The following is a 25,183-nucleotide window of genomic DNA, read 5'->3' as shown; positions in this document are numbered from 1 at the left end:
GCCCGATTCCGGCCGAGCGGCCCGCCGCGCCGAACTCACCTAGCGGACACGTCAGTTCCGCGCCGCGAGACCGTTCGACCAGAGGTAGTCGACCTGGCTGCGCTCGTTGCCGTCGGGGTACGGGTTGGTGCAGGACGGGCCGGGGCCGCCGCCCGACATCAGCTCGCTGCACGGCCCGGAGTAGTCGTCGGGCAGACCGAGCACGTGCCCGGTCTCGTGCGCCACCACGCGCAGCGAGCTGTACTGCTGGTTCTGCTGGTAGTCGAGGAAGACGTAGCCGTGGCCGTGCCCGTCGGTGCTGGCGTACGAGCCGCGACTGTCGCTGCCCTCGTAGTACGAGAAGTCGCCGTTGCCGCTGGTCTCCTGGAGCTGGACGTTGCGCTCCGAGCCGTTCCAGATCTGCGCGGCCTGGGATATCTGGCCGGTGAAGGAGGGTGCGTTCGCGGTGTCGTAGGTGACGGTCACGGTCAGCAGCCACGGGTTCGCGGCCTGCCGGGCCTTGGCCGAGGCCATCACGGCCTGGAAGAAGGCCTGGTTGTCCGCGGTCTCCGCGGCCGAACCGGCGTACGTCGAGGGGGTGTAGCCCTGGACGGCCGGGGCGGCGGGGCTGGCCGGGGCCGCGGAGGCGGCGGTGACGGGCAGGGTCGCGAGGCCGGCCGCGAGGGCCAGGCCCAGGGCGGCGGACAGCACGGAACGCTTCATGTGGGGACTCCGGTTTCGGGGTGCGCCGACTCGCCCGGGGCCGGTGGGGGCCGGACCCGGGGACGGCGCACGGTGGGGGCCGCCCCGGCGGTGCCCTGGGCGGGTTGCTGTCCCCCGAGCTTCGACCCGCCCGGGGCCGCCGCGGATGATGCCAACCGGCGATAGCTCCGCCGCATGGCGGCCGGGGTTCGTCGCGCGCCACGCCGGTCGATCCGTCGGCCGGCCCTCCGGCATGCCCTTGAATACCTGTCATGTCCTTGGCGATGAGGTGTGACGGCGTCTATGCTCCGGACGTGGAGCTCGACGTGAGACACCTCCGGGTGCTGTGCGCGATCGCCGACAGCGGCAGCCTCCGCAAGGCCGCGCTCCAGCTCGGCATGACCCAGCCCTCCCTCACCACCCAGCTGCACCGCATCGAACGGGCCATCGGCGGCACCCTGTTCACCCGCGAGCAGACCGGCAGCCGGCCCACCGCGCTCGGCCACTCGGTGCTCTCCCGGGCCCGGCCGGTGATCACCGAGATGGCCGCCCTGGTGGCCGCCGCCCGCCAGGAGGCCAGGGACGCCGCCGGGCCCGGCCGGCAGCGGCGGCTGCGGATCGGCAGCGTCGGCAGCCGGGCGGTCGCGGCCTGGCTGCGCCGGGTCCACGAGCGGCTGCCGGACACCGACACCACCATCCACGTGGACGTCTCGGCCAGCGCACTGCTGCGGATGGTCGCCGCCGACCAGCTGGACGTGGCCTTCGTGTACGAGAGCGAGGGCTTCCCGCTGCGGGTGCCGCCGGACGCCGAGCAGCGGGTGCTGATGGCCCGGGAGCCGCAGTTCGTCGCGCTCGCCGCCGGGCACCCGGCCGCCGCCCGACCGGTCGTCCACCTGGCCGACCTCGCCGAGGACACCTGGATGGTCGACCCGACCGCCGACCACGAGTACGCGGCGATGCGCCGGGTGTTCAGCGAGGCCGGGCTCAACCCCCGGGTGGTGCAGGTGCGGGACAACGCCACCGCCGCCGAACTGGTCGCCTCCGGCGAGGCCGTCCGCCCCTGCCAGCCGACCTCGCTGCCCGGGCCCGGCACGGTGGTCCGCCCGGTGCACGGGGACCCGCTGGCCGTCCGGCTGCTGTTCACCTGGCGTCCACGCGTGCTCAGCCCGCCCGCGCTGGACGCGCTGTACGGCGAACTGCGCGCCGCCTACCTGGATCTGGCCAAGGTCAACCCGGCCTACCTGGCCTGGCTGGCCCGGCACGAGCCGGTGCTGCTGGGGCGGGCCGGCTAGCGGGCGTTCACCCGTCCGCCGGCCGCCCGCCTGCTCTCCCGGCCGTGGATCAGCACGCCCACTGCCACCATCAGCGCGCAGACCAGGCCCGCCGCGAGCACCCCGGAGCCGCCGAGCGCGGTACAGGCCAGCACCAGCGCGGCCCCGGCCGGCGCCACCGCCTGGGCCACCACGCCCCGCTTGGTGTGCCGGGAGTGCAGGAGCCAGACCGTGACCAGGTAGAGCGCGGTGGGCACGGTGACCGTCGCGGTGGCGGCGGTCTCGGAGATGTGCGCCTGGTGCACCGCCGACCCCACCGCCACCTCCAGCCCGGCGCCGATCGCGGCCGCCGAGCCGAACACCAGGTAGTGCCCGTAGCCCCAGACCAGCGCCTGCCGGTTGGACCGCAGGTGCTCGTGGACCGGCCGGGCGAAGTAGATCCACCAGGCCGCGAAGCAGATCAGCAGCCCGCCGACCGCCACCGGCACCAGCCGGCCCAGCTCCTCGTGCTCGTCCACCGCCGACTGCATCGCGACGGTCGCCGCCGCCACCGTCTCGCCGAGCACGATCAGGGTGAACAGCCCGTACCGTTCGGCGATGTGGTGCGGGTGCCAGGAGGTCCGCATTCGCAGCTCGGCGGCCACCGGCACGGCCAGCTCGCACAGCACCCCGATCGGGATGGCGTACGGCCGGGCGCCCTGCGGCAGGAACAGCATCGCCACCCAGCCGACCTGGCAGAGCGTGATCCCCGCCGCGTAGCCCAGCGCGACCCGGCGCGCCACGCCCTGCTCGCCGGCGGCCGCGCGCAGCCACTGGGTGACCATCGCCAGCCGCATCACCACGTAGCCGGCGATCGCCAGTGCCAGGTCCTGGGTGGCGAACAGCCGCGGCACCCCCGCGGCGAGGATCAGCACCCCGGCGATCTGCACCAGCGTGGTGAGCCGGTACGGCACGTCGTCGACGTCGTACGCGGAGGCGAACCAGGTGAAGTTCATCCAGGCCCACCAGATCGCGAAGAAGGCCAGTGCGTAGCCGCGCAGGCCTTCCCCGTAGTGCCCGGCCGCCAGGGAGTGGGCCAGTTCCCGCCCGGCCTGGCCGACCGCGACCACGAAGCAGAGGTCGAAGAAGAGCTCCAGCGGGGTCGCGACCCGGTGCGGCTCGTTCCGGTCGCGCGGGGCCATCCGGCGCACCGGCGGCGGGTCGACGGGGCGTCTGCGGGGCGCCGTGGCGGCGGGGTCAGTGGCCATCGGAGCTGCTCCAAGGTCGGGAGGTGGATCGTCCCGCGCATCCTGACAGTGGCCCGGGCCCGGCGCACGCACCGGCCCGGCACGCGGACCACGCACCGGCGCGGGATGCGCACCGGGCGCCGGCGCGACGTGCGTGACGCACCGACGCGCTCCGGTAGGCCCGCACACCCCGGGCACGGTGGCCCCGAATGTCCCTTTTTTCCTTACCGTCAGCCGCAGTTGACGCTCCGGTGCGCGAACCGGGTGACAGCCCGGCGGGATTCCGGGCGCGCCCCGCGCGCTGCGTCGCGGCCCGCCGCAGCGCCGCTAGATTCTTCCCCGGTTGGAAGAGCGCGGGCCCTGCCGGGCCCCACGACACGGGCGGCCTGCGGGCAACGCGGAAGGTCAAGGCTGGTGGCGGGACAGCGGGGGCGGCAGAGCCGGTCCTCCCGCGCGCGCCACCGGCCTCGTGATCACCGCGCTGCTCGCCAGCGCCTGCCGTGCGGCCCGTCTCGTCTCCGCCGCGGCTACTTCTCCCAGCCGAGCTTGCTGTAGTCCTCCCCGGCGAGGCCGAAGGCCCCGTAGTTGGCCAGGCCCTTGCGGGTCGCCACGACCTCCGGCCGCTGGTAGAGCTCGACGGTGTGGCCGAGCTCCCAGATCTTCGCGTCCGCCTGGTTGTAGAGCTTCGCGGCCTCCGCCGGGTCGACCGTCCCGGCCGCCTTCTTCAGCAAGTCGTCGATCTCCTGGCTGCCCAGGCGCGAGGGGTTGCTGAAGCTGTTGTCGCCCACCGGCAGCCGGAAGTTGGTCAGGCTCTTGGACAGCGGGAAGGAGTCGGTGTTGCGCCAGCTCGCGATCTCGAACTTGCCCGGGTTCACGTACTTGGTGAAGAAGTCGTTGGCGGGCACCTTGTCCAGGCTGACCTTGACGCCGGCCGCCTGCCACATCGCCGCCGCCGCGGTGGCCAGGTCGATCTGCGCCTGCGGGGTGGAGTCGTTGAGCACCCAGTGCAGCTCCAGCGCGCCGCCGTCCTTGGTGCGCGGCTGACCGCTGCCCGCCTCCTTCCAACCCGCCTCGTCCAGCAGCTTCTTGGCGGCGGCCAGGTCGAACTTGGCCCAGTCGCCGGAGGTGTCCTGGTAGCCGGTCTGGTTGGGCATGAAGATGTGGTTGCCGAGCGGCTTGAACTCCACCGGCACCCCGTTGTTGGCGATCTTGATCAGCGCGGAGCGGTCCAGCGCCTTGCCGAGCGCCTGCCGGACCCGCTGGTCCGCCAGCGCGCCGGTGCCGCCGAAGGAGATGTGCACCTCGTCCCAGGGGCTGGCGCTGCGGATCGCGGTGTCCTTGGCGTTCTTGAGCTGCCCGTAGGCGGTGGCGGTGCCGGCCGCGGCGTAGTCGATCTCGTTGTTGAGGTAGGCCTGGGTCGTCGCCGACTGGGACATCACCCGGAAGGTGAGCTTGTCGGCCTTGGCCCTGGTGCCCCACCAGGCCGGGTCCGGGACGAGGGTCAGGGTCTGCGCGGTCTTGTCCGCCGTGCCGACCTTGAACGCGCCCGCGGTGATCGGGATCTTCTCCACCCAGCCCTTGTTGAAGTCGTCCGGGGTGGAGATGCCGGCCGCCGGGATCAGCGGGCGGAACAGGTTCTGCCAGTCGGCGTACGGCTCGGCGAAGGTGACCTTCACCTCGGTCGGGTCGGCGCCCTGCTCGACCGCGGAGATCTGCTCGTAGCCGGACGGGTCGGAGACGTTGTACGCCGGGTCCTTGCCGCCGGCGGTCTGCCAGTCGGCCTTGAAGTCCAGATAGCTCAGCGGCTTGCCGTCCGACCACTTGGCCTTGGGGTTGAGCCTGTAGGTGACCACCTGCGGCGAGGTCGAGGTGACCTTGGCCTCTACCAGGTAGTCGGGGTTGGGCAGGAAGGTGCCGGCGGCGTCCGTGCTGAAGAGCGAGGGCTCCAGGTTGCGCATGATCGTGACCGCGGAGCCGTAGTAACCGTCCACCTGCAACGGGTTCCACTGGGTGATCCACTGGTACAGCGGGAAGCGCACCTCCCCGCCGTCCTTGACCTGGTCCAGCGGCTTGGGGTTGAGGTCGTTGGCGCCCTGTCTCGGCGGCTCGCTCTTGGCCGCGTTGTCGGCCGAGCCTCCCCCGCCCGAGGTGCACGCGGTGGCCGCCAGCGCGACGGCGACGGCGAGGGCGGTCGCCCGGCCGAGGCGACGGGCCGTGGTGGAAGCGTCCATGAGGGTCCCCCTGGTGAGGTCTTCGGTGCGGGAGTCGTGCCGCGCGAGGTGTAGCGGGGCTTGAACGTGGGCAGCCAATTCGGCGCCGGGCGAGCAGAACGTAACAGCGGATCCGGGCCGCCACCAGGGGGAGGAGGGAACACCTGATTCAAAAGTCACACGCGGCAACGCAGTTGCAACACGCCGGCCGTGCGCCGCTGCAACACTCTGACCTGCGCCTTCCCCGACTCCCTTGATCTCCCCACCCCCACCCGCCCCGACCGGGCCCAGAACCGAAAGCCGCCACCCGATGCCCACCAGACGCGTCGGCCCCGCCCCCGCCACCCCGGGCGGCCGTTGATGCTCCGTTACCTGGCGAAGCGACTGAGCTACTACGCGGTGTTGCTGATCGCCGCCGTGTTCCTGGCGTACGCGATATCCGCGACCGCCCTGCAACCACGCACCTACTTCGATGCCAAGGTCCCCCGCCCGGCCGCCGAATCGGTCGAACGCCAGCTCACCGCACTCAACTTGAACGACCGCACCCCGGTCGTCGAACGCTTCGGCCACTGGGCCGGCGGGCTGCTCCACGGCGACCTCGGCCGGACCATCCACGACACCCCGGTCACCGACGACTTCGGCCGCCGGGTCTGGGTCTCGCTGCGACTGCTGCTGATCGGCAGCCTGCTCGGCATCGTCCTCGGCGTCGCCGCCGGGGCCTGGAGCGCCGTGCGCCAGTACCGGATCTCCGACCGGCTGCTCACCGTGCTGTCCTTCGTGCTGCTCTCCACCCCGGTCTTCCTGGTCGCGCTGTTCCTCAAGAACGGCGCCATCGCCGCCAAGGACGCGGCCGGCCACGACGTCGTCCCGTTCACCGGATACGAGACCCCCGGGCTCACCGGCGGCCTCGGCACCCATCTCGCCGACTGGGCGCTGCACCTGCTGCTGCCCACCATCTCGCTGGCGCTCGGCGGCCTCGCCACCTACAGCCGCTACCAGCGCGGCACCATGCTCGACGTACTCGGCTCCGACTACCTGCGCACCGCCGAGGCCAAGGGGCTCACCCGCCGGCAGGCGCTGCTCCGGCACGGGCTGCGCACCGCCGTGATCCCGATGTCGACCATGTTCGCCTACAGCTTCCTGGGTATCTTCACCGGCGCGATCTTCACCGAGACAATCTTCGGCTGGCACGGCATGGGCGAGTGGCTGATCCAGTCGATCAACGAACAGGACGTCAACTCCGTGGTGGCCGTCAACCTGTTCACCGCCGTCGTCGTCCTCGCCTCCGGCTTCCTCGCCGACACCCTGCACGCCGCCCTCGACCCGCGCGTGCGGTCCTGACCGGAGGAGACCCGAGATGACCACCACCGTCGCCGAGCCCTCCGCCGCAGCCACCGCCCCCCGGACCACCGGCCGGGGACGGCTCGTCCTCACCCGGCTGCTCGCCGCCCGCGGCGCCGTCACCGGGGCCGTCATCGTCCTGCTGCTGTTCGCGCTCGCCTTCGGCGGCCCGCACCTCACGCCCTGGGACTACGCCGCCCCCGACTTCTCCGCGCTGCACCAACCCCCCTCCACCGAGCACTGGTTCGGCACCAACGGGGTCGGCCAGGACGTGTTCGCGCAGACCGTCCGCGGGCTGCAGAAGTCGCTGGTCATCGGCCTGCTGGTGGCGCTGTTCTCCACCGTGCTGGCCTCGCTGGTCGGCGCCTGCGCCGGCTACTTCGGCGGCTGGGCCGACCGGTCGCTGATGTTCCTGGTGGACCTGCTGCTGGTCTTCCCCAGCTTCCTGATCATCACCATCGTCTCGTCCCGACTGAAGAGCGCCGGCTGGATCGCCTTCGTGCTGCTGCTCGCGCTGTTCAACTGGATGATCACCGCCCGGGTGGTCCGCTCGATGACGATCTCCCTGCGCGAACGCGAATTCGTCCGCGCCGCACGGTTCATGGGGGTCCGGCCGCTGCGGATCATCAGCCGGCACATCCTGCCGAACGTCGCCTCCTTCCTCATCATCGACGCCACCATCGCAGTCGGCGGCGCCGTGATGAGCGAGACCGCGCTGTCCTACTTCGGCTTCGGGGTCAAGGCGCCGGACGTCTCGCTCGGCACCCTGCTCGCCGCCGGGACCAGCGAGGCCCCGGTGTTCCCCTGGCTGTTCTACTTCGCCGCCGGGCTGCTGGTGGTCTTCGTCCTCGCCGTCAACCTGATCGGGGACGGGCTGCGCGACGCCCTCGACCCCACCTCCGGGGCCGCGCCCCGCCGTTCCCGTAGGAAGCGCCCGTGACCACCACCGTCGAAACCCCGCTGCTCGCCGTCCGGGACCTGCGGGTGGACTTCGCCGGGCCCGACGGCCCGGTCCCGGCCGTCCGCGGGGTGGACCTCACCCTGCGGCGCGGCGAGACCCTCGGCATCGTCGGCGAATCCGGCTCCGGGAAGTCCGTCACCGCACTGTCCGTGCTCGGGCTGCTGCCCGGCACCGCGAGCGTCAGCGGCTCGGTACGGCTGGAGGGACGGGAACTGGTCGGGCTGCCGGGCCGGGAACTCGCCGCGATCCGCGGCCGCCGGATCGCCATGGTCTTCCAGGACCCGCTCTCCGCCTTCACCCCGGTCTACCGGATCGGCGACCAGATCGCCGAGGCGGTCCGCATCCACCAGCGGGTGGACAAGGCCGCCGCGCGGCGCCGGGCCGCCGAACTCCTCGACCTGGTCGGCATCCCGGCGCCCGACCGGGCCCTGGACAGCTTCCCGCACGAGTTCTCCGGCGGCATGCGCCAGCGCGCGATGATCGCCATGGCGGTCGCCAACGAGCCCGACATCCTGCTCGCCGACGAGCCCACCACCGCGCTCGACGTCACCATCCAGGCCCAGGTGCTGGACGTGCTGCGCACCGCCCAGCGGGAGACCGGCGCGGCCCTCGTCCTGGTCAGCCACGACCTCGGGGTGATCGCCGGAACGGCCGACCGGGTCGCGGTGATGTACGCCGGGCGGGTGGTCGAGACGGCCGGGGTGGACGAGCTGTTCGCGGCCCCGCGCCACCCCTACTCGCTCGGCCTGATCGGCGCGCTGCCCCGGCTGGACGGGCGCGGCGGTCCGCTCGTGCCGATCCCCGGCACCCCGGCGCCGATGGCCGAACTGCCGGCGGGCTGCCCCTTCGCGCCGCGCTGCCCGCTGGCGGAGGAGCGCTGCTCCGCGGCCGAGCCCGCCCTGGAGGGGGCGGACGGCCACCGGTCGGCGTGCGTACGGTCGGCGGAACTCGCCGAGCGGCGGCCCGCGCCGGCCGAGGTCTACCCCGTCCCGGAGCTGCCCGCCGCCGTCGGCCCCGGCGACCGCGCCGCCCTGGCACCGGTGCTGTCGGTGAGCGGCCTCGGAAAGACCTTCCCGCTCCTCAAGGGCACGGTGTTCAAGCGCAAGGTCGGCGAGGTCTACGCGGTGGACGGCGTCGACCTGGACCTGCGGGAGGGCGAGACCCTCGGCCTGGTCGGGGAGTCCGGCTCCGGCAAGTCCACCACGCTGTTCGAACTGCTGCGGCTCGGTGCCCCGGAGACCGGCCGGATCGAACTGCTCGGCCGGGACACCGCGACGCTCACCCGGGCCGAGGCCCACCGCCTCCGCGCCCAGGTGCAGATCGTCTTCCAGGACCCGATGGCCAGCCTCGACCCCCGCATGCCGGTCGGTGACATCGTCGCCGAACCGCTGCTCGCCCAGCGCACCCCGCGCGAGGAGACCGCCCGCCGGGTGCCCGAGCTGCTGCGCCAGGTCGGCCTCGACCCGGAGCACGCCGACCGCTACCCGCACCAGTTCTCCGGCGGCCAGCGCCAGCGCGTCTCGATCGCCCGGGCGCTCGCCGTCCGGCCCAGGCTGCTGGTGCTGGACGAACCGGTCTCCGCGCTGGACGTCTCCATCCAGGCCGGGGTGCTCAACCTGCTCCAGACGCTCAAGGCCGAGCTGGGCCTGTCCTACCTGTTCGTCTCGCACGACCTCTCGGTGATCCGGCACCTCGCCGACCGGGTCAGCGTGATGTACCTCGGCCGGACGGTCGAGCAGGGCGAGGTCTCCGCCGTCTTCGACCGCCCCCGCCACCCGTACACCCGCGCCCTGCTCTCCGCCGTCCCGCTCCCCGACCCCGCCGCCGAGCGCGCCCGCGACCGTGTCCTGCTGGCCGGCGACCCTCCCCCGCCCACCGAGCGCCGCACCGGCTGCGTATTCCGCACCCGTTGCCCGCGCTACGCCGGGCTCACGGCCCCGGCGGACCGGGCCCGCTGCGAGCAGGAGCGGCCGGCCCTGGTCGGCGGCGCGCAGGGGGCGGACCACCAGGCGGCCTGCCACCACCCGGAGCCGACGGCCGGAGGCGGTCGCGCACAGTAACCATTCGAACGCGATTCGGTGGATCGGGTCGGCGCCGTGTAAAGTCTTCGACGTCAGCAAGCGCCGCTAGCTCAGTTGGTTAGAGCAGCTGACTCTTAATCAGCGGGTCCGGGGTTCGAGTCCCTGGCGGCGCACATGGCAAGGTCTCAGGCCGTCCACTCCGGTGGGCGGCCTGAGGCGTTTTCCGGATGCGGAATGCTGGTCCCCGTGACGACCCCTTCCGACACCCGTCCTCTCCCCGAGGAACTGATGCTGCTGTGCGCCCACCCGAAGTCCGGGCGCTTCCGGGCCCCGGTCAGCGAGTTCCAGCACGTGGTCGCCGGCGCCGTCCTCGCCGAGCTGCTGCTGGCCGGCGCGATCACCGTCGACAAGCACCACATCACCGGCTACCAGCCCTTCGGTGCGCGGGACGAGGTCGAGGCCGGGGTGCTGGCCCGACTGGAGGGCAAGGGCAAGAGCCGGTTCCGGCCCCTGCTCGACCGGGCGATCACCCGGGTACCGGACCCGCCCGGGTACCGGTTCCACCTCGACCGCCTGGTCGAGCAGGGGTGCTACACGGTGGAGGAGAAACACTTCCTCGGCCTGCCCTGGCGAAGCCACCTGCTGACCCGGCCCGAGCTCGGGCAGCAGATCGCCGCGCGGGTGGCGGCCACCCTGTCGGATCCCCGGGGCGGGGACGGTCGGCCGGCGGCCGAGCGGGACCGGCAGCTGGCCGGTCTGATCGGCGTCGCCGGCCTGGAGCACCGCCTCTACCCCGGTCGGCCCGGCGCCCTGGTCAGGCGCGCCGTACGGAAGGCGGCGTGGGAGCTGCCCATCCCGCAGGCGGTCCGGCGGGTCGGCTCCAGCAACTGAGCCCGGGGGCGGGCGCTGCGGGCGTCCCGGGCCCGCCCGCGGTGCCTCAGCCGTGCCTCAGTGGCGGCTCAGTGGGTGTCGAGCACGGCCGAAGCCACCGCGTCCGGGCGGTCGAACATCACCAGGTGCCCGGCCGGGGCGGCGGTGCGGAAGTCCCCCCCGAGCAGCGCCGCCAGCTCCCGCTGCCGGGCCAGCCAGTCCTCGGTGCCGCGGGTCCGGCAGCCGTCGTCGGCGGCCAGCACGGTGACCGGCAGGTCCTCGGCCAGCGGCCGGCTGCGCCGCAGCTCGTCCAGCTCCGCGGCCGTGTCGAGGTAGCGGCCGTTCTCCCGCAGCAGCGCGCGCAGGGCCCGCCCGGTGCGGTAGCAGTGCCGGACCAGTGGCGCCGGGGCGAGGTCCTCGCGGCGGACGGTGGACATCCGGGCCGTGGCCCGGCGGACGGTCGGGCCGAGCAGGTAGGGCACGGCGAGGGCGGTGGCGACGCCGGCCACCGCCCGGGCCGCCAGGTCGCGCGCACCGGGCGCCGGGTACGGGCGGGCCGCCGCCTCCACACTGCCGTCCACCAGCACCAGCCCGGCGGTCCGCTCGGGGTGCAGCCGGGCGAAGGCCTCGACGTGGAAGCCCGCGAGCGAGTGGCCGACCACGGTGCAGGGCTCGCGCAGCCCGAGGCCGTCGAGCACCGCCCGTATGCGCCCGGCCTCGCCGGCCGCCGTCGGTGAGGGCCGCCCGGCGGCGGGCTCGGCGGCGCTCAGTCCGTAACCGGGTCGGTCGAAGCGGACCACGGTGCGGTAGGGCGTGAGGAAGGGGACGACCAGGTCCCAGTCGAACCAGCTGCTGCCGAGGCCGCCGGAGAGCAGGCAGACCGGGCCGCTGCCCTCGGTGCGGACGTGCAGCGGGACGCCGTCGATGCGCAGGAAGCGCGCCCGGCCGCCGGTCTCCGCCCCGGGGGTGCTCATGCCGGCCTCCGTTCCGGGAGCGGCCCGGCCGGCCAGGCGGAGCGGGCGACGCCCAGGGCCAGCAGGCCAAGCCAGAGCGCGGCCAGCAGCACCTGCAGCCGCTGGCCGGCCCCGAGCGCCCAGGTGCCGTGTCCGGCCTGGAAGGCGGCGATCGAGGCGAGGCTCCAGCCGGTGGCGAGCAGCTCGGCGCCCAGCAGCCAGGACCCGAACCGGCGCACCGGCGACCACCAGCGGTAGCGCCGGGCGGCCACGGTGAGCGAGACCAGCGCGGTGAGTGCACCGGCCATGGCGAGGCTGCTGGTGACGGCGTGCGCGGTGTGGGTGGCGGGGACCAGCCCGGCGGTCTCCCGGGCGGCGCACATCTCGTCGCTGGTGGGTGCGCAGCTGAGCGGCAGCCGGGAGTCGGCGGCGGTCGCGGCGCCGAACACGGCCAGCGCGGACCAGCCGACCGACGCCCAGCGGTTGCGGCGGAAGGACCCGGCCGGCCCGGCGGCGAGGGCGGTGCCGGCGGCGGCGAGCAGGCAGAGCCCGGCGGCCAGGTCGGTGGCCCGGAACAGGCCGCCCAGCGGCTGGTCCTCGGCGGCGAGTTCGCTGATGTACGCCTGCACCGGGTCGAGCCCGGTGCTCAGCACGACCTCCAGCACCCAGGCGGTGTACGCCACGGCGCTGAGCAGCAGCAGGGTGGCGACCGCCGTCCGCGCGGTGCGGTGTCCCGAGCTGCCGCTTCCCGGTCTGCCGGGTCGTGCTCGGGGGTGTCCTGGCTGGAGGCTGGGCACCGCTCCACCCTAACCAGCGGCGAACTCCAGCCCAACCGGAAGGAAAGGGACGGATCGGGCGGCCGCGTCCGGGGTGGTTCGAGGCATCCCTCGGAACCGTGTATTGTTTTCCAGGTCAGCAGGCGCCGCTAGCTCAGTTGGTTAGAGCAGCTGACTCTTAATCAGCGGGTCCGGGGTTCGAGTCCCTGGCGGCGCACAGACAGTTGGGGAGCCTCTCGCAGCAGCGAGGGGCTCCCCGATTTTTTGGCCTCCGACGTCCGTTTTGCGTGTGATGTCGGTCTCGATTGGCGATCCGCCGGAGCCATCCGGCCCGTTCTGCTCGTCCAGGGCAGTAGAACCGGAATCGGGACAAAGGTCCCCAACCGCCGATGTCCCCGTCCGTGCAGGCTGCTTCGACGCCCGCAGGAAAGGCCGCGCTTTGTCCAGAAACGTCCAGAGCGGCCGTCGCACGCCGTCGATCAGCCTCCGCCCGGTCAAGCGGTTCAAGCGCTCCGCCGGCCCGGTCGGCGGGCCCGGCGGCTCCGGCGGCAGGAAGCCGCGCCGTCCCGGGCGCACCGGCTGGCGCCGGCTGATACCCACCTGGCGGATGACCCTGCTCGGCTTCGGCTCGGCACTGCTGCTCGGCATCGGCCTGTTCGCGCTGGGGATCGCCCTGGTGAAGGTGCCGGACGCGCACGCCGCCGCGACCGCCCAGAGCAACACCTGGCTCTACTCGGACGGTTCGGTGCTCACCCGCACCGGCCAGACCAACCGGCAGAACGTCTCCCTGGACAAGGTCTCCCCCGCCGCCCAGCACGCCGCGCTGGCCGCCGAGGACCGGAACTTCTACAACGAGGGCGCGGTCAACGTCCAGGGCCTGGTCCGGGCCGCGGTCAACACCGCCAAGGGCGAGGGCACCCAGGGCGGCTCCACCATCACCCAGCAGTACGTGAAGAACACGTACCTGAGCCAGAAGCAGTCGATCACCCGCAAGGTGAAGGAACTGTTCATCGCCATCAAGGTGGACGCCACCGAGAGCAAGGACGAGATCCTCTCCGGCTACCTGAACACGTCCTACTACGGCCGCGGCGCCTACGGCATCCAGGCCGCCTCCCAGGCGTACTTCGGCATCGACGCGTCCGCCCTGAACCCCGCCCAGGGCGCCTACCTGGCCACTCTGCTGAACGCGCCGAGCGCCTACGACGTCGCCACCGCGACCGCGACGGGCAAGCAGAACGCCGTCAACCGCTGGAACTACGTGCTCGACGGCATGGTCAAGGAGGGCTGGCTCTCCGCGGACGAGCGGGCCGGGACCACCTTCCCGGACGTCCGGGACCCCCAGCCCAACCCGGGCCTGTCCGGCCAGGCGGGCTACCTGGTCGACGCGGCCACCCAGTACCTCACCTCCAGCGGGGTGATCAGCGAGACCGAGCTGGCCAAGGGCGGCTACACGATCAAGCTGAGCATCGACCCGGCCCGCCAGCAGGCCCTCCAGGACTCCGTCCAGGCCCAGCTGCGCGACACCCTGAACCCGGACAAGCGGAAGGCGGACGCGGCCGCCCAGGCCGGCGCCGCCTCCGTGGACCCGAAGACCGGCGCGGTCGTCGCGCTGTACGGCGGCGTCGACTACGTGAAGCACTACGTCGACAACGCCACCCGGCGCGACTACCAGGCCGGCTCGACCTTCAAGGCGATCGCGCTGGCCGCCGCCTTCGAGAACGACGCCAAGACCCAGGACGGCCGCACCGTCACCCCGCGCACGGTCTACGACGGCACCAGCGGCCGGAAGGTCCGCGGCGGCAAGGGCACCCCGTACGCGCCGCCGAACGAGGGCGACAAGAGCTACGGCCAGATCACCCTGCAGCAGGCCACCGACTGGTCGGTCAACTCCGCGTTCGCGCAGCTCGCGCAGGACACCGGGCTGCAGAAGGTCAAGGACACCGGCATCGCGCTGGGCCTGCCCGGCAACACCCCGGGGCTCGACGCGGTACCCTCCATCCCGCTGGGCGCGGCCACCCCGAGCGTGCTCGACATGGCCGGTGTGTACGCCACGCTGGACAACGGCGGCAAGCAGATCACCCCGTGGCTGGTGCAGTCGGTGGACCGCGAGGGCGAGGCCGTGGCGCTGCCCGCGCACAAGACCACCCAGGCGATCAGCGCGGACACCGCCAACCAGGTCACCTCGATGCTCCAGGGCGTGGTGAACGACCCGGGCGGCACCGGCTGGCGGGCGAAGGCGCTCGGCCGCCCGGCGGCGGGCAAGACCGGCACCACCGACGACCAGAAGTCCGTCTGGTTCGTGGGCTACACCCCCGAGCTGGTCACCTCGGTCGCCCTGTTCGGCCAGGACCCGGGCAACGGCTCCCAGGTCAGCCTGAGCGGCGTCGGCGGCATCGACGGCGCGGCGGGCGGCCAGTACCCGGCCCAGATCTGGACCAGCTACATGAAGGCCGCGCTCAAGGGCCAGCCGGTCGGTGACTTCCCGACCCCGGCCGACGGCGACTTCTCGGGTGCGGCCGACCTGCCGACCGCCCCGAGCGCGCCGAGCAGCACCCCGTCGACGGGCGCCCCCACCGGCGCGCCGAGCACCGGCCCCACCATGGCGCCGGGAGACGGCTCCGGTTCGATCCCGTCGGGCGGCACCGACGGCGGCGCGACCACCGCTCCGACGGCTCCGCCGACCACCCAGCCCAGCACCCAGCCCACCCGGCCGCCCCGGCCCACCTCGCGGCCGACGCCGACCACGCAGCCGACCACGGCCCCGACCACGCAGCCGACCGCCCCGCCCGTGGGCGGGCCGGACACGCTGACGGGGGCAGGCGCCTCGTCCGGCTCCAGGGGCTGACGGTCCGGGGCCGGCGGGGGGGTACCCGGGACGCCGTCCGGGATCGGGTGAGTGCGCCACTCCGCACCGGTGAGTGCGCCACTCCGCACAGTTGAGAGCAGGACCAAACGACGGAATGGCGCCTTACCCGGTCATCGGCACGGCTGTCACAATGCGGCGGTGTACAGATCAACGGCCTCGCCCACCCTCCCTTCGGGCAGAACCCTCGGCCTCGGCCTCGCGCTGGTCTCCGCATTCGCCTTCGGCGGCTCCGGCACCGCGGCCAAGCCACTGATAGAGGCCGGGCTCTCCCCTCTGCACGTGGTGTGGCTCCGGGTCACCGGGGCGGCGGTGGCACTCCTCCCGATCGCCTACCGGCACCGGGACGCCGTACTGCGCCGCCCCGGCCTGCTGCTCGGTTTCGGCCTGATCGCCGTGGCGGGCGTCCAGGCCTGCTACTTCGCGGCGATCTCCCGCATCCCGGTCGGCGTCGCCCTGCTCATCGAGTACCTCGGGCCGCCGCTGCTGCTCGGCTACGTCAGGTTCGTCCAGCGCAAGCCGATCACCCGCGGCGCCGCCATCGGCGCCGGCGTCGCGGTGGCCGGACTGGCCTGCGTGGTCGAGTTCTGGAACGGTCTGAGCTTCGACGTGCTGGGCGTGCTGTTCGCCCTCGGCGCGGCCTGCTGCCAGGTCGGCTACTTCGTGCTCGCCGACGCCGGCCGGCGCGGCGACCGCCCGGTCGACCCGCTCGCCGTCAGCGCGTTCGGACTGCTCGTCGGCGCCGTGCTGCTCACCGCCCTCACCCGCCCGTGGCAGGCCGACTGGAGCCGGCTCGGCGGGTCGGTGGTGATGAACGGGCACACCCTGCCCGCCTTCCTCCCGGCCGCGTGGATGGTCCTGATCGCCACCGTGCTCGCCTATCTGACCGGCGTGATCGCGGTCGGCCACCTCTCGCCGCCGATCGCCGGGGTGGTCGCCAACCTGGAGGCGGTGGTCGCCGCCGTGGCGGCCTGGGTGCTGCTCGGCGAGCACCTCGGGCTGCCGCAGATCGCGGGCGGCCTGCTGGTGCTGACCGGCGCCTTCGCGGCGCAGGCGAGCAAGCCCGCGCAGGCGGGTGCGGGTTCGCCGGCCGACGGCCGTGGAACTGCCGAACCTGGAACCGTCGAGCCGGGAGCTGCCGAAGCCGGGGCTCCCGGCCCGGTGACCGCCGAGCGTGGGGTCAGCGGCCGGTCCAGCCGAACCAGTCGAAGTGATTGAGCGGCCACACGACGGCCGACACCGGGCCGACCACGTTGTCCACCGGCACGGCACCGCCACCCTGGCCGTGCTGGTGGTAGCGGGAGTCCGACGAGTCGCTGCGGTGGTCGCCCTCGACCCAGACGTAGCCCGAGGGCACCTTCACCGGCCCGAAGTCCAGCCCGGCGCAGGAGTCGTCCCCGGGGTGCAGGTACGGCTCGTCGACCTTCCGCCCGTCGACGGTCAGCGTGGTGCCCTCGCACTGCACGGTCTGGCCACCGGTCGCGATGACCCGCTTGACCAGGTAGTTGTCGTCCTTCGGCGGCACCAGACCGACGAAGCTGAGCGCCGAGCTCACGGCGTTGGTGAACGGGTTCGGGTCGGCGGGCTGCGGCGGCAGCCAGCCCCCCGGGTCCTTGAACACCACCGGCTGCCCCGGCTCCGGCTCCCAGCCGGTCAGCGGCGCCAGCTTGTTCACCCCGACCCGGTCGCCGATCCGCAGGGTGTTCTCCATCGAGCCGGACGGGATGGTGAACACCTGGAACAGACAGGTCTTGATCAGCAGCGCGACCACCAGGCCGACCGCCGCCATCACCGGCAGCTCGATCCACCACGGCCTGGGCTGCCGGCCCGGGCGGCCCGCCTTGCGGCCGCGCGAACCGCGCGCCCGGCGGCGGGCCTCGGCGCGGCCGCCCGACACCCCATGGGCGTTCGACGCGGAAACGCTGGGGGCTCCGCTGGGCGTTTCGGGCAGGTTCACCGCCATCGTCGCTGCTCCACCTCTCCGGCTGGGGGAAACCTGCACGCTACGCCAACCGTGGAGCCTGGCGAAATCGGTCATTTAGCCTCCGCCGACATCACCGGGTGTCCCGGGGGGGCCGCTCGGGGCCCGTCCGGGGAGCGCCCGGGGACCGGCCCGGGAGTCGCTCCGTCTTCGGGCGCGGCCCCCGGGCCCGGGGCTCAGGCGCGGGCGATGGCCTCGTGGTGGCGGATGACCTCGGCGATGATGAAGTTCAGGAACTTCTCCGCGAAGACCGGGTCCAGCTTCGCCCCCGCCGCCAGCTCCCGCAGCCGCTTGATCTGGGCCCGCTCGCGCGCCGGGTCGGCCGGCGGCAGCTTGTGCTCGGCCTTGAGCCGGCCGACCCGCTGGGTCGCCTTGAAGCGCTCGGCCAGCATGTGGACCACCGCGGCGTCGATGTTGTCGATGCTCTCGCGCAGGCTGGTCAGCTCGGCCCGTACGGCGTCGTCGATCCCCTCGGGCAGACTGGCGTCGGGGGTCGTGGAGTGGTCCGTCATCGGGGCGGCTCCCGGTGTCTGGAGTGGGCGCCCGACCGTACGGCGGCCGGGCTCGGGCCCGGGCAAATCTAACAGGGCCCCCACTCCGGCCCCGCACCGCCGAACGGAACCGTCCACGATCCGGACAGCGGCACGGAACCGCCGCCGCACGCCGCACCCCGCCCGACCGCCGCGGCGTGACGCGCCGGACCAGCGCGGCGCAACGCACCCGACCGCTGCGGCGCACACCGGACCGGAGAGGGCTCTGCCCGTAGGCTGGGGTGCGCATGACCGAAAGTGACCGCTCGAACACTCCCTCGGCAGTGCAGCAGGCAATGCAGCAGTCCCCAGTGATGGAGGTACCGATCGTGGCAACCACCCGCACCGCCCGTACGGCCTGGAAGGGCAACCTCGTCGCCGGCCAGGGCCAGGTGACCTTCGAAACGTCCGGGATCGGCACGTTCCCGGTGTCCTGGCCCTCCCGCGCCGAGCAGGCCAACGGCAAGACCAGCCCGGAGGAGCTCATCGCCGGCGCCCACTCGGCGTGCTTCTCGATGGCGCTCTCCCACGGCCTCACCGGGGCCGGCACCCCGCCCACCACCCTGGAGACCCAGGCCGACGTCACCTTCCAGCCGGGCGAAGGGATCACTGGCATCCACCTGACCGTCACCGGCGACGTGCCGGGCCTGGACGAGGCCGGCTTCGTCCAGGCCGCCGAGGAGGCCAAGGCCAACTGTCCGGTCAGCAAGGCCCTGGCCGGCACCACCATCACGCTCACCGCCAAGCTGGCCTGAGCCGCCCCCCTCCTCCTCCTTTCTCCGCCGCCCCTTCCGGCTCCTTCCGCCCCTCCGCTCCCGGCCTGCTCCGCTCCGCTTCCGGCGCGCGACCGGCGCCCAGGGGCGCGGCTTCGGCGCACGCGCCCCCGGTGCACATCATGTGATGTGCACCGGGGGCGTCTGCACGTACCGCCATTCATGATCACAAAGCGGGCGAATCACTCTGGCGGCGGTCACCGCGCGTTGCCGTCGCGGCCTATGATCGGCCGCAGCGCCCTGTCCTTCAGGCGGGTCCCCGCGCACCGGCGCCCCACGACGGGCGGCCCCGCAGCGGACCGACTCCGAGGACCGCGACAGAGTGCGGAGCCGGCCGCTAGGTCCCGACTGGCCGGCCGAACCATCGTCAAGCGTCAGCAGCGGACGGGAGCATGCCGTGCCGGGCCAGAACGAGGGGGCCGACGCACACCACCCGGGCGTGCGGCACGAGGAATCACCGCGCCGCCGCCACCTCGCCTCGCCGGTCCTGGAACCGGCCTCCGGATCCGCGGGCGGCCCCGTCGGCGGATCGGTCTCCGGACCGGCCCCTGGAGCCGCCGCCCTCAGCACCTGCGGAACGCTGGCGGAGCCCGAGCTGCTGCTCTGCCCCACCTGCTCGGCCCCGCTCACCGGCGACGCCCACCGGGGCCGGGGACTCATCGGCAACGGCCCGGCGGACGGCGGCACCGGCCTGGAGAACGTCGGCACCGACCGGCTGCTGGCCGCGCTGCGGGCCAGCGAGTCCCGCTTCCGGGCCGCCTTCTGCGACGCCGTCATCGGCATGGCCCTGATCGATGCCGATGACCGGATCATCGAGGTCAACCCCGCCTTCGCCGCCCTGATCGGACGGAGCGTCGGCGAACTGGTCCGCACTCACCTGCACGAGATCATCGACCCGGAGGGCATGCCGGACCGGCTCTTCTCCGAACTCGTCCGCGGGGAGCGGGAACGGTTCCGCGTGGAGAAGCAGCTCAAGCACCGCGAGGGCCACACGGTCTGGAGCAAAGTCACCGTCTCGCTGATCCGGGACGGTGCCGGGGAGCCGCTCTACACCCTCGCGCTGGTGGAGGACATCACCGAGCAGCGCCGGCTCGGCGACCGGCTGGAGTACCAGGCCCTGCACGACCCGCTGACCCGGCTGCCCAACCGGGCCTACTTCTTCGAACGGCTCGACGCCGCCTGCCTCGCCCCGACCGACCAGCCGGGCCCGGTCGAGTCCTCGGACGAACGCCGGGTGGGGGTCTGCTACCTGGACCTCGACGGCTTCGCGGCGATCAACGAGGCACTCGGCCACCACATCGGCGACCAGCTGCTGACCGCCGTCGCCACCCGGCTGCGACGCGGGTTCGACGGCCGAGACACCCACCTGGTGGCCCGGATGGGCGGCGACGAGTTCGCCGTCCTGGTCACCGACAGCCTGGGCAGCGAGCAACTGACCGAGCTCGCCACCCGGATCCTGGAGGTGCTGGAACGTCCCTTCGACGTCGCCGGGCACCGGCTGGTGATCACCGCCAGCGTGGGCGTGGTCGAGCGGTCCGTGCACGAGACCACCCCGACCGACCTGGTCAAGGACGCCGACGCCACGCTCTACTGGTCCAAGGCCGACGGCCGCGCCCGCTGGACCCTCTACGACCCGGACCGCGGCGCCCACCAGCTCACCCGGCAGCTGCTCGCCACCGCGCTGCGCCCCGCCCTGGAACGCGGTGAGTTCACCATCGAGTACCAGCCGCTGGTCGGCCTGGCCGACGGCACCGTACACGGCGCGGAGGCGCTGGTCCGCTGGCGCCACCCCCGCTACGGGACGCTCTCCCCGGACCGCTTCATCCCGCTCGCCGAGGAGACCGGCGCGATCGTGCCGCTCGGGACCTGGGTGCTGGAGGAGTCCTGCCGCCAGGCCCGGCAGTGGCTCACCGAGTTCCCCGAGACCGAGACCTTCGTGAGCGTCAACCTGGCCGCCCGCCAGATCTGGGACTCCGACATCGTCGCCGACGTCGCCCGGGCCCTCGAACGCACCGGCCTGCCGGCCCGGCTCCTCCAGCTGGAGATCACCGAGAGCGCCCTGCTCGGCCCCGGCGGCCGCCCCCTCCAGGCCCTCCAGGCGCTCGCCGACATGGGCGTGCGGATCGCGATCGACGACTTCGGCACCGGCTACTCCAACCTGGCCTACCTCTCCCGGCTGCCGGTGCACGTGCTCAAGCTGGACGGCACCTTCATCGAGGGCTTCCGCGAGCCCGCCCCGGCGGACCGCCCCGGCCTCCCGGAGCTCGGCTCCCGACGCAGCGACGCGGACGAGCAGATCGTCGGCGCGATGGTGCAGCTCGCCCACACCCTCGGCCTGACCGTCACCGCCGAGGGCATCGAGAGCGCCGCCCAGGCCGAGCGGCTGCGCCTGACCGGCTGCGACACCGCCCAGGGCTGGTACTTCGCCCGCCCCGGCGAGGCCGAGCTGGTCGCGGCCATACTCCGCGAGGGCCGCCCCGCCCCGGACGGCCGGTAGCCGCGGGGCCGGGACGGAGCGGGGCAGGCCGGTGGGCCGTCAGTCCCGATGGCCGGTCAGGCCGTCGCGGTCAGGCCGTCGCCGTCAGGCCGTACGCCTCGGCGATCAGGCCGTACGAACGCAGGCGGGCCTCGTGGCCGTGGATGTGCGAGGTGACCATCAGCTCGTCCACGCCGGTCCGCTTGCGCAGGGCCTCCAGGCCGTCGGCGACCCGGCCCGGGTCACCGAGCACGACGTTGTCGAGCCAGCTGTCGATGAAGTCCGCCTCGACCGGGCTGTACGGGTACTGCTCGGCCTCCTCCGGGGTGGGGATCGGGCCGGGGTTGCCGCGCCGCAGGCGGAGCATGCCGAGGGCTGCCGAGCGGGCGAGCCGCCGGGCCGAGGGCTCGTCGTCGGCGGCGACCGCGCTCACGCCGATCAGCGCGTACGGCTCGGCGAGCACGGCGGAGGGGCGGAACGACGACCGGTAGAGGTCCAGCGCCGGGATGGTGTTGGCGCTGCTGAAGTGGTGGGCGAAGGCGAACGGGAGGCCGAGGCGGCCCGCCAGCTGGGCGCTGAAGCCGGAGGAGCCGAGCAGCCAGACCGGCGGGCGGCCCTCGCCCTTGGGGACGGCGCTCAACCGGGCGTACGGGTGGCCGTCCGGGAAGTCGCCGTCGAGGAAGTGGGTCAGCTCGGCGAGTTGCTGCGGGAAGTCGTCCGCGCCTTCGGCGAGCCCGCGGCGCAGCGCCCGGGCGGTGGCCGGGTCGGTGCCGGGGGCGCGGCCGAGTCCGAGGTCGATCCGCCCGGGGTGCAGGGCCTCCAGCAGGCCGAACTGCTCGGCGACGGCCAGCGGGGCGTGGTTGGGGAGCATGACGCCACCCGAGCCGAGCCGCAGCGTCGTGGTGTTGGCCCCGAGGTGGGCGAGCAGGACGGCGGGGGTGGAGCTGGCCACCCCGGGCATGCCGTGGTGCTCGGCCACCCAGAAGCGGTGGTAGCCCCACTGCTCGGCCCGACGGGCCAGCTCGGTGGTGGCGGCGAGGGCCTCGGCCGGCGTGTAGCCGACGCCGACGGTGGCCAGGTCGAGGATCGAGAGCGGAGCGGGCGCCGTTCCGCGGGCGGCGCCCCGGATCGCCGCGCCGACCGTCGGCCCGTCCCCGCGCTGCTGCTGGTCCTCGGTGGTCATCCCGTCCGCCCTCCTGGCTGCCGTCCTTGAGCCGGCCGTCGTGGGCGACCGCGCGGTCCCGGGTGGCCCGCCGGTCGCTGTCGCCGACCGGGGTCAACCACGGCCGGGGGCTCGCTGTTCCCGCCTCCGGGGTGTCGTCCGGCCACGGTCCAGGCGGGTTTCGGCCATTCCGGACGGAAGTCCGACCGAACGCCCGGTTGACGGAGAGCCAGCGGGCGAACACGGTTGGCGACTTCCCGCCAGCGCCGGAAGTCGCCAACGTCAGGACTCGCGACAGGGGGCCGGCGTCCGGCAGGCTGGGGCTCAGGAGCGGGCCACCGAACGGGATCCGCACTCCACCAGCAAGATCGTCGGGCTGGACCAGCACTGGACGATCACTGCGAGCCCTCGGCGCGGCACCCCGCCCCGGGGGCTCGTTCCGGTTGCGGCGCCCCTCCCCCGCCCGGGCGCCCCTCGCCCCGGCCGGCCCGGGCCCGCGGTTCGCCACCTCGGGGCGCGGCCGGAATCAGTGGCCGTGACCCCTGCCATACCGGGGTGCTTCATGGCATGAAAAGTCGAGGCGCTAGCGTTGACCCCTGCAGCCACCTGCTCCCCCGGGCGGCCTGGAGGGAGTAAAGGGCCTTGAACTTCGTGGCGGCGATCGGATCCTCGTGGATCTGCGCGCTGGCGATCGTCGCCGTGCTCGGGGACGCCCTCCTTCCGTTCATCCCCAGCGGGACGCTGGTCATCCTGGCTGTGCTCAAGACCGCGCAGATCGACGGCGCGCCCCTGATGCTCGGACTGGGCGTGGCGGTGGCCTCCTTCCTGGGCGACCTCCTGCTGCTCAACCTGGCCCGGCGCGGCGCCCCGGCGCTGCACCGCCGGCTCGCCCGGCGCCCGAAACTGGCGGCCAGCGTGACCCGGGTCCAGCAGGCCCTGGTCGAACGCCCCCACGGCGCGGCCGCCGCGATGGTGGTGATCGCACGGTTCGTCCCGGCCGGGCGGACCGTCCTCAACCTGGCCATCGGCCACTCCCCCGCCCATCCGCACCGGTTCCTGCACTGGTCCGCGCTGGCGGCGCTGGTCTGGGCCGCCTACATCGTGACGCTGGGCTGGCTGAACAGCCACTGGTTCAACACCGCCTGGCTGAGCCTCGTGGTCTCCTGCGCGGCGGCCACGGCCATCAGCACCGCGATCGCGCGCATGGTGCGCCGCACCCGGCGGCTCGCCGCCCTCTGACGGTCCGACCGGCATCCCGGCGCCCGTTCCCGACCGACGGCCGGTCCCGACCGGCCCGCCCCTTGCCGGCCGTCCCTTGCCGACCGTCCCGCACACGGCCGGGTCGCTGCGGCTGATCCTCTCCGGCCGGGTCACTGCGGCTGGGACACTCCGGTCGGCTCGCGCCCCTGGCGGGCTTCGGGCCGCCCAGCCCTGCAAGGGGCAAAAGTTTTCCCAAAAGGGCGACCAACCGGGCCGAACGCCGACGGACTCGGACGGGGCGCGGGCTGACCGGCGGTACCGTACTGCCCGGGCCGCACGGGGTGGAAAGCGTCACAGGACGGCAACAGTCGGCGCATCCCCGCAGCCCAGCCGGATGCGCCCCGCGTGTTGAGAGTCGTCAGCGCTCGGGCGACCTTCGTGGCCACTGTGGCGACATGACATGCTAACGGCGAAATACTCATCAATTGCCCGATTTGACCGGTGCGGCTGCGGCCCGCCCCCACCACCGGCATCGGCACCCAGGGGAGACCATGACCAGCATCTCGCGCAGGACGGTGCTCAGTGCAACCGCTGCGACCGCGGCCCTCGGCGCGGTCACGGCCTGCTCCAGCGGCGGATCCGGCTCGGGCCAGGACTCCACCTCCCCCGGTCCCGGCGGCGCGAGAACCACTCAGGGCGGTGCCGGCGACCCCACCCAGGCGGTAGTGCCCAAGGGCCCCCCGATCGGCGACGGCTCCAATGCGGACACCGGCCCGCAGCCGAACCAGCCCAAGCCCGAGAAGCTCAAGCCGGGCGAGCGGCCGCCGCAGTTCGTGGTCTTCTCCTGGGACGGCGCGGGCGGCACCGAGGACGGCCAGTTCCCCCGCTTCCTGAAGCTGGCGGAGCAGTACAAGGCCACGATGACCTTCTTCCTCTCGGGCATCTACGCCCTGCCCAAGGGCAAGGCCGACCTGTACCACCCGCCGAAGCACTCGGTCGGCGCCTCCGACATCCCGTACCTGTCGGACGGTGCGGTGAAGAGCACGCTCAAGCTCATCAGCCAGGCCTGGCTGGCCGGGCACGAGATCGGCACCCACTTCAACGGGCACTTCTGCTCCAGCCGTCCGGACAAGAACGGGGTCAACGTGTGGACCCCCGAGGACTGGCAGAGCGAGATCGACCAGGCGATAGGCTTCGTCACCCAGTGGCGCACCAACACCGGCTTCACCGACGTCGACCCGCTCCCCTTCGACTACAAGAAGGAGCTCATCGGCGGCCGCACCCCGTGCCTGGAGGGGCAGAAGGCGCTGCTGCCGACCATCGCCAAGCTGGGCTGGAAGTACGACGCCAGCTCCTCGGGCGGCCTGCAGATATGGCCGCAGAAGGTGCAGGACGGCAAGGTCTGGGACTTCCCGCTGCAGTCCATCCCGTTCCCCGGGCACACCTTCCAGGTCCTGTCGATGGACTACAACATCCTGGCCAACCAGTCCAAGGGCAGCACCAAGGGCGACCCGGCCATGTACGGCGAGTGGCGCACCCAGGCCGCCAATTCCTACCTGGCGGGTTTCGAGCGCGCGTACAACAGCAACCGTGCGCCGTTCTTCATCGGCAACCACTTCGAGCAGTGGAACGGCGGCATCTACATGGACGCCGTCGAAGAGGCCCTCAAGGCCATCGCGGGCAAGCCGGAGGTCCGGTTGGTCTCCTTCAAGCAGCTCGTCGAGTGGCTGGAGGTGCAGGACCAGTCCACCCTGCGCAAGCTGCGCTCGCTCAACGTCGGCCAGGCGCCGGCGGGCGGCTGGGAGAGCTTCCTCGGCACGGCGGGCTGACCCGCCGAAGGGCGGAGCAACGGGCACCGGCACCGGCCGGCGGGGGCTGGGACCCCGCC

19 protein-coding genes and 2 tRNA genes are annotated in these 25,183 nt (G+C 73.3%); 13 read left to right on the top strand and 8 right to left on the bottom strand.

Annotation, left to right across the window (positions count from 1 at the left end; genetic code table 11):
* Window positions 1–51 precede the first annotated feature (51 nt).
* Window positions 52–702: a snapalysin gene (gene snpA, locus ACFU7Y_RS13055; RefSeq protein ID WP_224283358.1), complete on the bottom strand. Its 651-nt coding sequence runs from the start codon at window positions 700–702 to the stop codon at window positions 52–54.
* A 263-nt stretch (window positions 703–965) separates the two neighbouring features.
* Here snpA and ACFU7Y_RS13050 point away from each other — a divergent pair, with 263 nt between their 5' ends.
* Window positions 966–1,973: a LysR family transcriptional regulator gene (locus ACFU7Y_RS13050; RefSeq protein WP_380767854.1), complete on the top strand. Its 1,008-nt coding sequence runs from the start codon at window positions 966–968 to the stop codon at window positions 1,971–1,973.
* Here the strand turns inward: ACFU7Y_RS13050 and ACFU7Y_RS13045 are convergent.
* Window positions 1,970–3,199: a low temperature requirement protein A gene (locus ACFU7Y_RS13045; protein ID WP_224283430.1), complete on the bottom strand. Its 1,230-nt coding sequence runs from the start codon at window positions 3,197–3,199 to the stop codon at window positions 1,970–1,972. The genes ACFU7Y_RS13050 and ACFU7Y_RS13045 overlap by 4 nt on opposite strands.
* A gap of 506 nt (window positions 3,200–3,705) precedes the next feature.
* Window positions 3,706–5,409 carry an ABC transporter family substrate-binding protein gene (locus ACFU7Y_RS13040; protein ID WP_224283429.1) on the bottom strand — a complete coding sequence of 568 codons (1,704 nt, stop codon included), beginning with the start codon at window positions 5,407–5,409 and terminating at the stop codon, window positions 3,706–3,708.
* Window positions 5,410–5,748: 339 nt separating this feature from the next.
* Between ACFU7Y_RS13040 and ACFU7Y_RS13035 the strand changes: the two genes are divergently transcribed.
* The 5 genes from ACFU7Y_RS13035 (at window position 5,749) to ACFU7Y_RS13015 (ending at window position 10,602) form a co-directional block, all read left to right on the top strand.
* The gene (locus ACFU7Y_RS13035) at window positions 5,749–6,729 is read left to right on the top strand and encodes an ABC transporter permease (RefSeq protein ID WP_380767851.1); all 981 of its coding nucleotides are present in this window, start codon (window positions 5,749–5,751) and stop codon (window positions 6,727–6,729) included.
* A 16-nt stretch (window positions 6,730–6,745) separates the two neighbouring features.
* Complete coding sequence (locus tag ACFU7Y_RS13030; RefSeq protein WP_224283427.1) at window positions 6,746–7,669, top strand: ABC transporter permease; 924 nt, start codon at window positions 6,746–6,748, stop codon at window positions 7,667–7,669.
* Window positions 7,666–9,750: a dipeptide ABC transporter ATP-binding protein gene (locus ACFU7Y_RS13025; RefSeq protein ID WP_380767849.1), complete on the top strand. Its 2,085-nt coding sequence runs from the start codon at window positions 7,666–7,668 to the stop codon at window positions 9,748–9,750. The genes ACFU7Y_RS13030 and ACFU7Y_RS13025 overlap by 4 nt, the downstream gene beginning before the upstream one ends.
* Before the next feature lie 60 nt (window positions 9,751–9,810).
* A tRNA-Lys gene (locus ACFU7Y_RS13020) sits at window positions 9,811–9,884 on the top strand.
* A gap of 73 nt (window positions 9,885–9,957) precedes the next feature.
* Window positions 9,958–10,602, top strand: a complete 645-nt coding sequence (locus tag ACFU7Y_RS13015) for a GPP34 family phosphoprotein (RefSeq protein WP_224285489.1) — start codon at window positions 9,958–9,960, stop codon at window positions 10,600–10,602.
* 68 nt (window positions 10,603–10,670) lie between these two features.
* Here the strand turns inward: ACFU7Y_RS13015 and ACFU7Y_RS13010 are convergent, their stop codons facing one another.
* Together ACFU7Y_RS13010 and ACFU7Y_RS13005 are read right to left on the bottom strand one after the other, a co-directional pair.
* Entirely contained in the window at window positions 10,671–11,555 is an 885-nt protein-coding gene (locus ACFU7Y_RS13010; protein WP_380767848.1) for an alpha/beta fold hydrolase, read from the bottom strand.
* Window positions 11,552–12,235 (bottom strand): DUF998 domain-containing protein, encoded by a 684-nt coding sequence (locus ACFU7Y_RS13005; RefSeq protein ID WP_380767853.1) that lies wholly within the window; start codon window positions 12,233–12,235, stop codon window positions 11,552–11,554. The genes ACFU7Y_RS13010 and ACFU7Y_RS13005 overlap by 4 nt, the downstream gene beginning before the upstream one ends.
* Before the next feature lie 218 nt (window positions 12,236–12,453).
* On the opposite strand from ACFU7Y_RS13005, the gene ACFU7Y_RS13000 reads away from it, so the two are divergent.
* The 3 genes from ACFU7Y_RS13000 (at window position 12,454) to ACFU7Y_RS12990 (ending at window position 16,391) form a co-directional block, all read left to right on the top strand.
* Window positions 12,454–12,527 (top strand) — tRNA-Lys (locus ACFU7Y_RS13000).
* 222 nt (window positions 12,528–12,749) lie between these two features.
* A complete protein-coding gene (locus ACFU7Y_RS12995) occupies window positions 12,750–15,155 on the top strand; it encodes a transglycosylase domain-containing protein (protein WP_380767846.1) in 2,406 nt (801 codons plus the stop codon).
* 159 nt (window positions 15,156–15,314) lie between these two features.
* On the top strand, window positions 15,315–16,391 hold the full coding sequence (locus ACFU7Y_RS12990) for a DMT family transporter (RefSeq protein WP_224284024.1): 1,077 nt from the start codon (window positions 15,315–15,317) through the stop codon (window positions 16,389–16,391).
* On the opposite strand, the gene lepB is transcribed toward ACFU7Y_RS12990, so the two are convergent.
* Together lepB and ACFU7Y_RS12980 are read right to left on the bottom strand one after the other, a co-directional pair.
* The gene (lepB, locus tag ACFU7Y_RS12985; protein ID WP_380767844.1) at window positions 16,354–17,136 is read right to left on the bottom strand and encodes a signal peptidase I; all 783 of its coding nucleotides are present in this window, start codon (window positions 17,134–17,136) and stop codon (window positions 16,354–16,356) included. The two genes, ACFU7Y_RS12990 and lepB, sit on opposite strands and share 38 nt — an antisense overlap.
* A 194-nt stretch (window positions 17,137–17,330) precedes the next feature.
* Window positions 17,331–17,666 (bottom strand): chorismate mutase, encoded by a 336-nt coding sequence (locus ACFU7Y_RS12980; protein WP_224279001.1) that lies wholly within the window; start codon window positions 17,664–17,666, stop codon window positions 17,331–17,333.
* A 347-nt stretch (window positions 17,667–18,013) separates the two neighbouring features.
* Here ACFU7Y_RS12980 and ACFU7Y_RS12975 point away from each other — a divergent pair, with 347 nt between their 5' ends.
* Window positions 18,014–18,439: an OsmC family protein gene (locus ACFU7Y_RS12975; RefSeq protein ID WP_224279002.1), complete on the top strand. Its 426-nt coding sequence runs from the start codon at window positions 18,014–18,016 to the stop codon at window positions 18,437–18,439.
* 415 nt (window positions 18,440–18,854) lie between these two features.
* Complete coding sequence (locus ACFU7Y_RS12970; protein WP_224279004.1) at window positions 18,855–20,954, top strand: bifunctional diguanylate cyclase/phosphodiesterase; 2,100 nt, start codon at window positions 18,855–18,857, stop codon at window positions 20,952–20,954.
* Window positions 20,955–21,024: 70 nt separating this feature from the next.
* On the opposite strand, the gene ACFU7Y_RS12965 is transcribed toward ACFU7Y_RS12970, so the two are convergent.
* The gene (locus ACFU7Y_RS12965) at window positions 21,025–22,116 is read right to left on the bottom strand and encodes an LLM class flavin-dependent oxidoreductase (protein WP_380767841.1); all 1,092 of its coding nucleotides are present in this window, start codon (window positions 22,114–22,116) and stop codon (window positions 21,025–21,027) included.
* Window positions 22,117–22,746: 630 nt separating this feature from the next.
* Between ACFU7Y_RS12965 and ACFU7Y_RS12960 the strand changes: the two genes are divergently transcribed.
* Window positions 22,747–23,334 carry a DedA family protein gene (locus ACFU7Y_RS12960; RefSeq protein WP_224279024.1) on the top strand — a complete coding sequence of 196 codons (588 nt, stop codon included), beginning with the start codon at window positions 22,747–22,749 and terminating at the stop codon, window positions 23,332–23,334.
* A gap of 512 nt (window positions 23,335–23,846) precedes the next feature.
* On the top strand, window positions 23,847–25,124 hold the full coding sequence (locus tag ACFU7Y_RS12955; RefSeq protein WP_224279008.1) for a hypothetical protein: 1,278 nt from the start codon (window positions 23,847–23,849) through the stop codon (window positions 25,122–25,124).
* Window positions 25,125–25,183: the final 59 nt, after the last annotated feature.

The sequence above is a fragment of the Kitasatospora sp. NPDC057542 genome (assembly GCF_042801945.1).
Lineage (GTDB): Bacteria > Actinomycetota > Actinomycetes > Streptomycetales > Streptomycetaceae > Kitasatospora.
This window is presented reverse-complemented; position numbering and strand designations above follow the sequence as displayed.

Coding starts and splice junctions, on each gene's coding strand:
- snpA (WP_224283358.1), bottom strand. CDS start 702: ATGAAGCGTTCCGTGCTGTCCGCCGCCCTGGGCCTGGCCCTCGCGGCC.
- ACFU7Y_RS13050 (WP_380767854.1), top strand. CDS start 966: ATGAGGTGTGACGGCGTCTATGCTCCGGACGTGGAGCTCGACGTGAGA.
- ACFU7Y_RS13045 (WP_224283430.1), bottom strand. CDS start 3,199: ATGGCCACTGACCCCGCCGCCACGGCGCCCCGCAGACGCCCCGTCGAC.
- ACFU7Y_RS13040 (WP_224283429.1), bottom strand. CDS start 5,409: ATGGACGCTTCCACCACGGCCCGTCGCCTCGGCCGGGCGACCGCCCTC.
- ACFU7Y_RS13035 (WP_380767851.1), top strand. CDS start 5,749: ATGCTCCGTTACCTGGCGAAGCGACTGAGCTACTACGCGGTGTTGCTG.
- ACFU7Y_RS13030 (WP_224283427.1), top strand. CDS start 6,746: ATGACCACCACCGTCGCCGAGCCCTCCGCCGCAGCCACCGCCCCCCGG.
- ACFU7Y_RS13010 (WP_380767848.1), bottom strand. CDS start 11,555: ATGAGCACCCCCGGGGCGGAGACCGGCGGCCGGGCGCGCTTCCTGCGC.
- lepB (WP_380767844.1), bottom strand. CDS start 17,136: ATGGCGGTGAACCTGCCCGAAACGCCCAGCGGAGCCCCCAGCGTTTCC.
- ACFU7Y_RS12980 (WP_224279001.1), bottom strand. CDS start 17,666: ATGACGGACCACTCCACGACCCCCGACGCCAGTCTGCCCGAGGGGATC.
- ACFU7Y_RS12965 (WP_380767841.1), bottom strand. CDS start 22,116: ATGACCACCGAGGACCAGCAGCAGCGCGGGGACGGGCCGACGGTCGGC.
- ACFU7Y_RS12955 (WP_224279008.1), top strand. CDS start 23,847: ATGACCAGCATCTCGCGCAGGACGGTGCTCAGTGCAACCGCTGCGACC.